This window comes from Pseudoalteromonas sp. P1-26 (genome assembly GCF_001401795.1).
Lineage (GTDB): Bacteria > Pseudomonadota > Gammaproteobacteria > Enterobacterales > Alteromonadaceae > Pseudoalteromonas.
Genome location: NZ_LKDX01000046.1, coordinates 17,685 through 30,929, shown reverse-complemented (window position 1 = coordinate 30,929; position 13,245 = coordinate 17,685). Strand labels below are relative to the sequence as shown.

The 13,245-nt window shown below is 44.2% G+C and carries 8 protein-coding genes; all 8 read right to left on the bottom strand.

The genetic code is table 11. The features are described from left to right. Positions 1-89: GTP-binding protein (locus AN394_RS17645; RefSeq protein WP_233997923.1), on the bottom strand; the 89-nt coding region annotated here is incomplete at its 3' end. A 60-nt stretch (positions 90-149) separates the two neighbouring features. Continuing rightward, complete coding sequence (gene fusA / locus AN394_RS17640) at positions 150-2,264, bottom strand: elongation factor G (protein ID WP_054563999.1); 2,115 nt, start codon at positions 2,262-2,264, stop codon at positions 150-152. A gap of 27 nt (positions 2,265-2,291) precedes the next feature. Beyond that, on the bottom strand, positions 2,292-2,762 hold the full coding sequence (gene rpsG, locus AN394_RS17635) for a 30S ribosomal protein S7 (RefSeq protein WP_054554834.1): 471 nt from the start codon (positions 2,760-2,762) through the stop codon (positions 2,292-2,294). Positions 2,763-2,859: 97 nt separating this feature from the next. Next, complete coding sequence (gene rpsL / locus AN394_RS17630) at positions 2,860-3,234, bottom strand: 30S ribosomal protein S12 (RefSeq protein WP_002958885.1); 375 nt, start codon at positions 3,232-3,234, stop codon at positions 2,860-2,862. A gap of 192 nt (positions 3,235-3,426) precedes the next feature. Further along, positions 3,427-7,599, bottom strand: a complete 4,173-nt coding sequence (gene rpoC, locus AN394_RS17625; RefSeq protein WP_054564000.1) for a DNA-directed RNA polymerase subunit beta' — start codon at positions 7,597-7,599, stop codon at positions 3,427-3,429. 97 nt (positions 7,600-7,696) lie between these two features. Further along, complete coding sequence (rpoB, locus tag AN394_RS17620) at positions 7,697-11,722, bottom strand: DNA-directed RNA polymerase subunit beta (RefSeq protein ID WP_055022150.1); 4,026 nt, start codon at positions 11,720-11,722, stop codon at positions 7,697-7,699. Positions 11,723-11,994: 272 nt separating this feature from the next. Continuing rightward, the gene (rplL, locus tag AN394_RS17615) at positions 11,995-12,357 is read right to left on the bottom strand and encodes a 50S ribosomal protein L7/L12 (RefSeq protein ID WP_054554830.1); all 363 of its coding nucleotides are present in this window, start codon (positions 12,355-12,357) and stop codon (positions 11,995-11,997) included. Positions 12,358-12,438: 81 nt separating this feature from the next. Continuing rightward, positions 12,439-12,933: a 50S ribosomal protein L10 gene (gene rplJ / locus AN394_RS17610; RefSeq protein ID WP_054554829.1), complete on the bottom strand. Its 495-nt coding sequence runs from the start codon at positions 12,931-12,933 to the stop codon at positions 12,439-12,441. Between the last annotated feature and the right edge of the window lie 312 nt (positions 12,934-13,245).

Sequence of the window (13,245 nt, the reverse complement as noted above, 5' to 3'; positions counted from 1 at the left end):
GCTGTTAGAGTTGTTTTACCGTGGTCAACGTGGCCGATTGTACCAACGTTTACGTGCGGTTTTACGCGTTCAAACTTTTCTTTTGCCATCTTAAAAAATTCCTATAAAGAAATTAACGCCTGACCCACTATTGGGCCAGACAAGCTAAATCATATAACAGCGCGAGCTGCAATTATTGCATCTGCAACGTTTTTAGCGGCTTCTGCATACTTCAAAAACTCCATAGAGTAAGATGCACGGCCTTGTGTTGCAGATCGCAGATCAGTTGCATAACCAAACATTTCAGAAAGTGGTACTTGCGCATTAATTTGCTTAAGACCACCGAATGCTTCTTCCATGCCTTCGATCATGCCGCGGCGACGGTTTAAGTCACCAACTACATCACCCATGTTTTCTTCAGGAGTGATAACTTCAACCTTCATTACTGGTTCTAGAAGAGCTGGGTTTGCTTCAAGCGCACCTTTCTTCATCGCCATTGAACCTGCAATCTTAAATGCCATTTCATTCGAGTCTACATCATGGAATGAACCATCATATAAAGTCGCTTTAACGCCAAGTAATGGGTAGCCAGCAAGCACACCTTGAGACATTTGCTCTTGGATGCCTTTGTCTACCGCAGGGATGTATTCTTTAGGAACAGCACCACCAACGATTTCGTTAACGAACTCGTAAGTTGGCGCTTCATCATCCGAAATATCCATCGGTTCAAGTTTAAGCCAGACGTGACCATATTGACCACGACCACCTGATTGACGTACGAACTTCCCTTCAACTTCAACAGCTGAACGGATAGCTTCACGGTATGCTACCTGCGGCTTACCAACGTTACATTCAACACTGAATTCACGTTTCATACGGTCGACAATGATATCAAGGTGAAGTTCACCCATGCCAGAAATAATAGTCTGGCCTGATTCTTCGTCAGTTTGTACTCTGAAAGATGGATCTTCTGCCGCTAGTTTACCTAACGCGATACCCATCTTATCTTGGTCAGCTACTGTGCGAGGCTCAACCGCAACAGAGATAACTGGCTCTGGGAACTCCATACGCTCAAGCGTAATAATTGAGTTCGGATCACACAGTGTCTCACCTGTTGTTACGTCTTTAAGACCAATAGCCGCTGCGATGTCGCCTGCGTAGACTACTTTGATCTCTTCACGTGAGTTTGAATGCATCTGAACGATACGACCAAGTCGCTCACGCTTACTTTTAACTGGATTATATACCGCATCACCCTGTTTAACAGTACCAGAGTAAACACGGAAGAAGGTCAAGGTGCCAACGAACGGGTCTGTCGCAATCTTAAAAGCAAGTGCGGCAAACGGTGCGTTGTCATCAGCAGGACGTTCTTCCTCAGTACCATCTTCAACGATACCTTGGATTTGTTTCACTTGTGTTGGCGCAGGCATATATTCGATAACAGCATCAAGCACAGCTTGAACACCCTTATTCTTAAATGCACTACCACACGTCATTGGAACAATTTCGTTTGCTAATGTGCGCTGACGTAAAGCTGCTTTAATTTCAGCTTCGGTCAGGTCTTCACCTTCTAGATATTTGTCCATTAGTTCTTCTGATGCTTCAGCAGCGCTCTCAACCATGTGAGAACGCCATTCTTCTGCAAGCTCCAGAAGCTCTGCCGGAATGTCCTCATAAGTGAAAGTCATGCCTTGATCTTCGGCATTCCAGTTAATGGCTTTCATCTTAATAAGGTCAATAACACCTTTAAAGTCGTCTTCAGCACCAATTGGTAGCTGAATTGGAACAGGCGTTGCTCCAAGACGAGATTTCACCTGGTCCACAACTGTTAAGAAGTCAGCGCCAGTGCGATCCATTTTGTTTACGAAGATCATGCGAGGAACTTCGTATTTGTTCGCTTGACGCCAAACTGTCTCAGTTTGCGGCTGTACACCAGATGAAGCACAAAGAACAACTACCGCACCATCTAGTACGCGTAAAGAACGCTCTACTTCGATAGTGAAATCTACGTGTCCTGGCGTATCAATGATATTGATGCGATGGTCGTCAAATTGAGCGTCCATCCCTTTCCAGAAACACGTTGTTGCAGCAGAAGTGATTGTGATACCACGCTCTTGTTCCTGCTCCATCCAATCCATAGTTGCAGCACCATCATGTACTTCACCGATCTTATGAGAAAGACCCGTGTAGAACAGAACACGTTCTGTTGTGGTGGTTTTACCTGCATCTACGTGAGCGCAAATACCGATATTGCGATAGCGCTCAAGTGGAGTTGTACGTGCCATATGATCCTCTTAAAGGTTAAGGGCAGATTACCAACGGTAATGAGCGAATGCTTTATTCGCTTCAGCCATACGGTGAACGTCTTCACGTTTCTTAACCGCAGTGCCTTTGTTGTCAGCAGCGTCAACGATTTCTTGAGCTAAACGTAAGCCCATAGATTTTTCGCCACGCTTACGTGCAGCGTCTACTAACCAACGCATACCTAATGCGTTGCGACGTACTGGACGTACTTCAACTGGTACTTGGTACGTTGAACCACCAACACGGCGAGATTTAACCTCTACCTGTGGGCGAACGTTTTCAAGTGCAGCTTCAAAGATTTCAAGGTGCGACTTGCCTGATTTCTCAGCAGCCACGTCTAACGCACCATAAACGATTTTTTCAGCAGTAGATTTCTTGCCGTCTAACATTACTACGTTAACGAATTTAGCAAGAAGTTCCGATCCGAACTTAGGATCTGGAAGAATTTTACGTTGACCTATTACGCGTCTTCTAGGCATTTTGTATCTCCGGTATCTTCAGGTTTGCTCTTTTAGAGTCAATACCCAAAACAATTAATTTAAAAATTTAGTGCTTGGCCTTACTAACGGAGAACCATTAGCCCTTAGGGCGTTTAGCACCGTATTTAGAACGAGCTTGACGACGGTCGCTAACGCCTGCACAGTCAAGTGCACCACGTACAGTGTGGAAACGCACACCTGGTAAGTCTTTAACACGACCACCACGGATTAGGATTACACTGTGCTCTTGTAAGTTGTGGCCTTCACCACCAATGTAAGATGTTACTTCGAAACCGTTAGTTAAACGAACACGCGCTACTTTACGTAATGCAGAGTTTGGTTTCTTAGGTGTAGTTGTATATACACGAGTACATACACCACGCTTTTGCGGACAAGCTTTAAGTGCAGCTGAGTTACTTTTAGTAACTTTGCTACGACGTGGCTTACGCACTAGCTGGTTAATAGTTGCCATTTAAATAGCTCCTGAAATTAAAATTACTACTGAAAAAATAAAAAATCCGCCCTGTTTACATGCTCGTTACAAAACGTGCAGGCAAATGGGTGGCGGAATTTTAATGAGCAAAGTTTAACCTGTCAACCTTAACTCATCGTAAGGCAGAAGATAACTGCCTTACGATTTCTTAATCTATTGATTAAGTTGAGATTATTGGTTTCCAGAGATATCTGCGTTTAGTGCGTCAGTTAGTGCTTGAGTTGCCTCTTCAGCGCTTACTGTTTGCTCTTCAACGATTTCACCTTGCTTGCGACGGTTTAAACGGTCTTGGTGATACGCAAAGCCTGTACCAGCTGGGATCAGACGACCCACGATTACGTTTTCTTTCAGACCACGAAGCTCATCGCTCTTACCATTTACAGCGGCTTCAGTTAGGACACGAGTTGTCTCCTGGAACGATGCTGCAGAAATGAAAGATTCTGTTGCAAGTGACGCTTTAGTGATACCCATTAACTGGATTTCAAACTTCGCTGGGATCTTGCCTTGTTTCTCAAGTTCACGGTTAGAAATATTAACGCGTGCTACTTCAACTTGTTCACCGGCTAAGAACTCAGTGTCACCGCCGTCAAGGATGATACATTTACGTAGCATCTGACGAATAATTGTCTCAATGTGCTTGTCATTGATCTTAACGCCTTGCAAGCGGTAAACCTCTTGCACTTCGTTAACGATGTAGTTAGCTACATGAGTTACACCACGTAGGCGTAAGATGTCATGTGGTGACTCAGGACCATCGGCGATAACCTCACCTTTAGACACTTGCTCACCTTCGAACACGTTAAGTTGACGCCATTTAGGGATCATCTCTTCGTATGCGTCACCCTCAGCTGGAGTGATTACAAGACGCTTCTTACCTTTTGTTTCTTTACCGAAGCTGATAGTACCTGTGATTTCTGCAAGGATTGCAGGATCTTTCGGCTTACGTGCTTCGAATAAGTCAGCTACGCGAGGTAGACCACCCGTGATATCACGAGTCTTCGAACCTTCTTGCGGAATACGTGCAAGTACGTCACCTGGGTTTGCAGTTGCGCCGTCTGTTACTTCAATCGTTGTGAATGAAGGAAGACGTGTTTCTTGCAGACCACGCTCATCGCTTTCGATGATTAGTTTAGGTTCTTTCGCATTCGCTTTACCTAAGTCTTTAACAACCACACGTGTTAAACCAGTTAACTCGTCTGTTTGTGCTTCGGTATTTGAGTCATCAATGTCGCTGAACGAGATTTTTGACTTGTGCTCAAGAACGATTGGGTGACTATGCGGGTCCCAAGTAGCAACGATGTCGTTACCTTGAACTTCTGCATTATCTTGTACTGCTAACACCGCACCGTAAGGTACTTTATAACGCTCTTTCTCACGACCAAAGCTATCGATGATAGTGATCTCTGTTGAACGAGACGTGATAACAATCTTACCGTCTGTGTTTAATACGTACTTCGCATTGTGTAACTTCAATGTACCGTTAGTTTTAACTTGTACACTGTTTTCAGCAGACGCTCGAGATGCCGCACCACCGATGTGGAAGGTACGCATCGTAAGCTGTGTACCCGGCTCACCGATTGATTGTGCCGCGATAACACCTACTGACTCACCTGGATTGATGATGTGGCCACGCGCAAGGTCACGACCGTAACACTTAGCACATACACCAAAGTCATTATCACAAGTGATTACTGAACGAACGCGTACTTCATCCACTGAGTGCTCTTCTAAAAGGTCACACAGTTTTTCGTCAAGCATGATGTTACGCTTAACAAGTACTTCGTTAGTATTTGGAATTAATACATCTTCAGCAACAACACGACCTAGTACACGCTCACGAAGTGCTTCTACAACGTCACCACCTTCGATAAGCGGTTTCATTGTTAAGCCATCTTCTGTGCCACAGTCGTCTTCGTTGATTACTAAGTCTTGTGCAACGTCTACTAGACGACGCGTTAAGTAACCCGAGTTTGCTGTTTTAAGTGCTGTATCGGCAAGACCTTTACGCGCACCGTGCGTTGAGATGAAGTACTGTAGTACGTTTAGACCTTCACGGAAGTTCGCCGTGATTGGTGTCTCGATGATTGAACCATCTGGACGTGCCATTAGACCACGCATACCCGCTAACTGACGGATCTGAGCGGCGCTACCACGTGCACCTGAGTCTGCCATCATAAACACTGAGTTAAATGAAGATTGCTCTTCTTCTTCGCCTTTAGCGTTGATTACAGTGTCTTTTGATAAGTTAGCCATCATCTCACGTGATAAGTTTTCATTTACACGTGACCAGATATCGATAACTTTGTTGTACTTTTCACCAGCCGTTACAAGACCTGATTGGAATTGTTGGTTGATTTCAGTTACTTCAGCTTCCGCTGATTCAATGATTTCTGCTTTAACCGGTGGGATAACTAAGTCATCAATACCGATTGAAACACCTGACTTCATCGCGTAGTGGAAACCTGTGTACATTACTTGGTCAGCAAAGATAACTGTATCTTTAAGACCTAGACGACGGTAACACTCGTTTAATAAGCCAGAAATTTGTTTCTTACCTAGGGCTTGGTTGATTAACTCAAACGGCATGCCTTTAGGTAGGATTAGTGAAAGAATTGCACGACCTACTGTTGTTTCAACAATAGATACTTGCTCAACTGCTTCACCTTCTTCATTGTTAACTGTTTCGCTAATACGTACTTTTACGCGCGCATGTAGCTCAGCATTACCGCTGCGGTATGCTTTTTCAGCTTCTTTAGGATCTTTAAATACAGTACCTTCGCCTTTCGCATTGATGCGATCACGAGTCATGTAGTAAAGACCTAATACAACGTCCTGTGAAGGAACGATGATTGGCTCACCATTCGCTGGAGATAGGATGTTGTTTGTAGACATCATTAGAGCACGTGCTTCTAACTGTGCTTCAAGCGTTAACGGTACGTGTACCGCCATTTGGTCACCATCGAAGTCAGCGTTGTACGCCGCACAAACTAATGGGTGTAAATGGATCGCTTTACCTTCGATAAGCACAGGTTCGAACGCTTGGATACCCAAACGGTGAAGTGTTGGTGCACGGTTAAGTAATACTGGATGTTCACGAATTACTTCGTCTAATACATCCCATACTTCTGCCACTTCACGCTCAACCATCTTCTTAGCTGCTTTGATAGTCGTAGCCATGCCGCGACGCTCTAGTTTGCCGTAGATAAATGGTTTGAATAGCTCAAGTGCCATCTTCTTAGGAAGACCACACTGGTGTAGTTTAAGCGTAGGACCTACTGTGATTACAGAACGGCCAGAGTAATCTACACGTTTACCAAGTAAGTTCTGACGGAAACGACCTTGCTTACCTTTGATCATATCAGCAAGCGATTTAAGAGGACGTTTGTTAGAACCTGTGATCGCACGACCGCGACGACCGTTATCAAGTAGCGCATCTACCGCTTCTTGTAACATACGTTTTTCGTTGCGTACGATAATGTCTGGTGCTGCTAGATCTAATAGACGCTTAAGACGGTTATTACGGTTAATAACACGACGGTAAAGGTCATTCAGATCAGAAGTCGCAAAACGACCACCGTCTAGTGGTACTAATGGACGTAGATCAGGCGGAAGTACTGGAAGTACTGTCATGATCATCCACTCAGGGTTGTTACCTGATTGGTGGAAAGATTCCATTAATTTAAGACGTTTAGTGATCTTCTTACGCTTAGTTTCAGAGTTAATTGTAGGTAACTCTTCACGCATTTCAGCAATTAATTGGCCAAGATCAAGTTCACGAAGCAAGTCTAATACTGCTTCTGCACCCATCTTCGCTTCAAACTCATCACCGTGCTCTTCTAGTGCATCTAGGTACTCTTCTTCACCTAAAAGCTGACCACGCTCAAGCGTTGTCATACCAGGCTCAGTTACTACGAATGATTCGAAGTAAAGTACGCGCTCGATGTCACGAAGTGTCATGTCTAGCATTAAGCCGATACGTGACGGTAATGATTTTAAGAACCAAATGTGCGCAACTGGGCTCGCAAGCTCAATGTGACCCATACGGTCACGACGCACTTTAGTAAGCGTTACTTCAACGCCACACTTTTCACAAATAACACCACGGTGCTTAAGGCGCTTATATTTACCACATAAACACTCATAATCTTTCACTGGGCCGAAAATACGGGCACAGAATAAGCCGTCGCGCTCAGGCTTGAAAGTACGGTAGTTGATTGTCTCAGGTTTCTTTACTTCACCGTATGACCATGAACGAACCATATCTGGCGAAGCAAGACCAATGCGAATTGCATCGAATTCTTCGGTCTTATTTTGTTGCTTCAGAAACTTAAGTAAGTCTTTCACCTTAGCTCTCCTGTCGGAGGTTAATCTTGAGGGCGAACCAATCGCCCCTACATTCTATTCGGCCTAACAGGTGCGGCTTACGCCGCACCTAAATGGCTTAATTTTCTTCCAACTCAATGTTGATACCCAGTGAGCGGATTTCTTTCAACAATACGTTGAACGATTCTGGCATACCTGGTTCCATCTTATGGTTACCATCTACGATGTTCTTATACATCTTAGTGCGACCGTTCACGTCATCCGATTTCACTGTTAGCATTTCTTGTAGAGTATATGCAGCACCGTAAGCTTCTAGTGCCCACACCTCCATCTCACCGAAACGCTGGCCACCGAACTGAGCTTTACCACCCAGCGGCTGCTGAGTAACAAGGCTGTAAGAACCAGTTGAACGTGCGTGCATCTTGTCATCAACCAAGTGGTTAAGTTTCAGCATGTACATGTAACCAACAGTTACTTGACGTTCGAACTGATCGCCAGTACGGCCATCATAAAGTGTAACTTGACCGCTTCTTGGATAACCACCAAGCTCTAGTAAGTCTTTGATTTCGCTTTCACGAGCACCATCAAAGGCTGGAGTTGCGATCGGTAAACCACCTTTCAAGTTATCAGCTAAGCGACGAACTTCATCATCAGAGAACGAGTCGATATCAACTTTCTGACGACAATCACCTAATTCGTAAACTTTCTTAACGAAGCTACGGATTTCGTGCAGTTCACGCTGCTCTTTCATCATTTCTTCTAAGCGCTCACCCACACCACGTGCAGCAAGACCCATGTGTGTTTCTAGGATCTGACCGATGTTCATACGTGATGGTACACCTAGCGGGTTCAGAACGATGTCTACCGTACGACCTTTGTCATCGTATGGCATATCTTCTACTGGTACGATAGTCGAGATAACACCTTTGTTACCGTGACGACCCGCCATCTTATCACCCGGTTGGATACGACGTTTAACAGCTAGGTATACTTTAACAATCTTAAGTACGCCTGGTGCTAAGTCATCACCTTGAGTGATCTTACGACGTTTGTTTTCAAACTTCTTATCGTATTCAGCTTTAAGCTCATCGTACTGGGCAGCTAGTTGCTCAAGTTCAGCTTGCTTATCTTCTTCAGCAAGGCTTTGAGTAAGCAGCTTTTCAGCATTTAGTGATGCAATTGAATCTGCGTTCAGACCTGCGTCAACAAGTAACTTACGAGCACGGTCTAATACACCTGCTTCTAAGATACGGAACTCTTCGTTGAAGTCTTTCTTCGCTTCGCGAAGCTGCATGTCTTCAACTTCTAACGCACGCTTATCTTTTTCAACACCGTCACGGGTGAAAACTTGTACGTCGATTACAGTACCAGTTACAGAGTTTGGTACGCGTAAAGAGCTGTCTTTAACGTCTGACGCTTTCTCACCGAAGATAGCACGTAGTAGCTTTTCTTCTGGTGTTAATTGCGTTTCGCCTTTCGGAGTCACTTTACCTACTAGGATATCGCCGCCTTTAACTTCAGCACCGATATAAACAACGCCTGATTCATCAAGCTTGCCTAGTGCAGACTCACCTACGTTAGGGATATCTGCTGTGATCTCTTCAGGACCTAATTTAGTATCACGTGCGATACATTGTAGTTCTTGAATGTGGATAGTCGTTAGACGATCTTCTTGAACTACACGCTCTGATAATAGGATTGAATCCTCGAAGTTATAACCGTTCCATGGCATGAATGCCACGCGAAGGTTTTGACCAAGTGCTAAGTCACCTAAGTCAGTCGAAGGACCATCTGCTAATACGTCACCACGTGTTACCGGCTCACCAACCATACAAGTTGGTTTTTGGTTAATACATGTATTTTGGTTTGAGCGAGTGTATTTAGTAAGGTTGTAAATATCGATGCCCGCTTCACCTGGAATACGCTCATCTTCATGTACATTTACGACGATGCGGCTTGCATCCGCATACATTACTTCACCACCACGCTTAGCAACGATAGTTACACCAGAATCTTTCGCTAGTGTAAGCTCGATACCTGTACCTACCAGCGGTTTGTCCGCGATAAGTGTTGGTACGGCTTGACGTTGCATGTTTGAACCCATCAATGCACGGTTAGCATCATCGTGTTCTAGGAACGGGATAAGTGCTGCCGCTACAGAGATCACCTGTTGTGGTGATACGTCCATATATTGCTGATCCATTTTGCCCATAAAGGTTGATTCACCTTTGTGACGACATGGAATTAGTTCATCAACAAACTCATTGTTTTCGTTCAAGTTTGAGTTCGCCTGAGCGATAACAAACTGACCTTCTTCAATGGCTGATAAGTAATCTACTTCATCAGTAACTACACCGTTTACCACTTTACGGTAAGGTGTTTCTAAGAAACCATAGTCATTCGTACGTGCGTACGTAGACAATGAGTTAATTAGACCGATGTTTGGACCCTCAGGCGTTTCGATTGGACATACACGACCATAGTGAGTTACGTGAACGTCTCGAACCTCGAAGCCAGCGCGTTCACGTGTTAAACCACCCGGGCCTAATGCAGAAATACGACGCTTGTGCGTTACTTCTGAAAGCGGGTTATTTTGGTCCATGAACTGTGATAACTGAGATGAACCAAAGAACTCTTTAACCGCAGCCGAAATAGGCTTAGCGTTAATAAGATCTTGTGGCATTACAGCGTCAAGGTCACCTAAGCTTAAACGCTCACGTACAGCACGCTCAACACGTACTAGACCAACGCGGAATTGGTTCTCAGCCATTTCGCCAACACTACGGATACGACGGTTGCCTAAGTGGTCGATATCATCAACATCGCCAACACCGTTACGAATAGCGATAAGCACTTTCATAACAGCTACGATGTCTTCTTTCGATAATGTGCCAGGGCCAGTATCTGAGTCATAACCTACACGGCTATTGAACTTCATACGACCAACTGTTGATAAATCGTAACGCTCGTCAGAGAAGAACAAGTTATCAAATAAGGCTTCAGCCGCGTCTTTCGTCGGTGGCTCGCCTGGGCGCATCATGCGATAAATTTCTACTAATGCTTCTAAACGGTTGCTTGTTGTGTCGATACGTAATGTATCTGACATGTAGGCGCCGCTGTCCACTTCGTTGATATATAGTGTATCAATCTTAGTGTGACCTGCTTTAACCAATTCAGCCATTAGCTCAAGTGATAGCTCGTCATTCGCGTTTGCGATGATCTCACCAGTTGACTCATCAACATAGTTTCTAGCTACAACACGACCAATGATGTACTCATGCGGTACTTCTAATTGGTTAATACCTTTTTTCTCGATGTTCTTGATGTGACGCGCAGTAATACGACGACCCGCTTCAACAAGGACTTCACCGTCTTCGCCTTTGATATCAAAAGCGGCAGTTTCACCACGTAAGCGTGAAGGAACAAGTTCCATAAGAACTTTACCGTCAGCAACTTCAAACGCAGTTGTATCGAAGAATATCTCTAGGATTTCATCCGTTGAGTACTCAAGTGCACGTAGGATGATTGACGCCGGTAATTTACGACGACGGTCAATACGTACATAAAGGTTATCTTTTGCATCAAACTCGAAGTCTAACCATGAACCACGGTAAGGAATTACACGCGCGTTATAAAGTACTTTACCTGACGAGTGAGTTTTACCGCGGTCGTTATCAAAGAATACACCAGGGCTACGGTGTAGCTGAGAAACGATAACACGCTCTGTACCATTGATAACAAAGGTACCGGTATCAGTCATGAGCGGAATTTCGCCCATGTAAACTTCTTGCTCTTTAATGTCTTTAACTGTGCCTGGTGCTTCTTTGTCCATCACCACAAGACGCAATTTTACGCGAAGTGGAGCAGAATAAGTCACACCGCGAATTTGACATTCTTTTACATCGAATACTGGCTCACCAATACGATAACTTACGTATTGAAGCTCAGAATTTCCCGAGTAGCTTTTGATAGGAAACACAGAACGGAAAGCAGCTTCCAAACCGTGATCGCCATCAGCGTCAGGGACTAAGAATTTTTTAAACGATTCTAACTGCGTCGACAGTAAGAAAGGTATATCCAAAACTTGTGGACGTTTACCAAAATCCTTACGGATACGTTTCTTTTCAGAATAAGAGTAAGCCATGGGGTTCCTCAGCTTGCTGATCTTTGACCCGACCTGTTCTTGTAAGAACAGACTTAACTGGCATCTAAGCCAAGATGTACAACATTAAATTGTTGTTCTATTTTGCTCTGACACTTTCAACACCAAACTAGGTAACAACTTGAAAGTAAAGAGAAAATTAGATTTTATTTGCGTTACAGGATTGCATCGCTCTATAGCGCAAAAAGGCCGGTGATTAAATAATCACCAGCCCTTGCCTGATTACTCAGGCAGCGAACCTAGCGTAAGCTAGATTACTTAACCTCAACTTCAGCACCAGCTTCAGTAAGGTCTTTTGCAAGTGCTTCAGCTTCTTCTTTAGATACACCTTCTTTGATAGGTGCAGGAGCAGCTTCAACAAGTGCTTTAGCTTCTTTAAGGCCAAGACCAGTAGCACCACGTACAGCTTTGATAGCTGCAACCTTGTTAGCGCCAGCGCCAGTAAGGATTACGTCGAACTCAGTCTTTTCTTCAGCTGCTTCAGCAGCAGGACCAGCAACAACAGCAGCAGCTGCAGTTACGCCGAATTTTTCTTCCATTGCTTCAACTAGAGCAACAACGTCCATTACTGACATTTCAGCAATAGCATCAAGGATTTGGTCTTTAGTTACAGACATTACAAATTTCCTAATTATTACGGACTAAATATAGCCCAAAAAAAATATTACACCGAAAGTGAACAAAAAAACAGCTTAAAATTAAGCAGCTTGCTCTTCTTTCTGTACACGTACTGCTTCAATTGTTTTACACAATTTACCTGCAGACGCTTCTTTCATAGCGCTCATTAAGCGTGCAACAGCTTCGTCGTAAGTAGGTAGAGTTGCTAGCATAGCTGCGTCTACTACGTTACCTTCAAATGCAGCCGTCTTAACTTCGAATTTCTCGTTCTTCTTCGCGAAATCTTTGAAGATACGCGCAGCAGCACCTGGGTGCTCTGAAGAGAAAGCGATTAAGCTTGGACCTACAAGTGAGTCAGAAAGGCACTCAAAATCTGTACCTTCAACAGCACGTTTAGCTAAAGTGTTACGAACAACTTTCATCCATACACCAGCTTCACGAGCTTCTTTACGAAGGGCAGTGATAGCACCAACTGTTACACCACGAGAATCTGCAACAACTGCAGAAAGAGCACCAGTGGCTGCTTCGTTGACTTCAGCAACAATTGCTTTTTTGCCTTGAAGATTTAAAGCCATGGGTGTTACTCCTGGTTTAATGGGTTGCCGAAATTGGCTTCCCTGTTCTACTCTTCCCCATCAAAGATGGAGATGCTTTTTACGGCGAGAGCCAGAAGATTAGGAAAAATCTATCTGGGGATTCACACCGTCTACGTAGGTAAAATATTAAGGCCGAAGCCGCCTACGGTCTTGGACGGAAGCCCAATTTATCGTTTTTACCCGGAGGCATTACGAAATTATGGACTTCAACCCGAATTCTTTACTTGTTTCGAAATTAACTTTCTCAACAAAATGGCGCAAAATTATAGTTCAAATTTCGCGCCATGTAAA

Coding starts and splice junctions, on each gene's coding strand:
- rpsG (WP_054554834.1), bottom strand. CDS start 2,762: ATGCCTAGAAGACGCGTAATAGGTCAACGTAAAATTCTTCCAGATCCT.
- rplL (WP_054554830.1), bottom strand. CDS start 12,357: ATGTCTGTAACTAAAGACCAAATCCTTGATGCTATTGCTGAAATGTCA.
- rpoB (WP_055022150.1), bottom strand. CDS start 11,722: ATGGCTTACTCTTATTCTGAAAAGAAACGTATCCGTAAGGATTTTGGT.
- rpsL (WP_002958885.1), bottom strand. CDS start 3,234: ATGGCAACTATTAACCAGCTAGTGCGTAAGCCACGTCGTAGCAAAGTT.
- fusA (WP_054563999.1), bottom strand. CDS start 2,264: ATGGCACGTACAACTCCACTTGAGCGCTATCGCAATATCGGTATTTGC.
- rplJ (WP_054554829.1), bottom strand. CDS start 12,933: ATGGCTTTAAATCTTCAAGGCAAAAAAGCAATTGTTGCTGAAGTCAAC.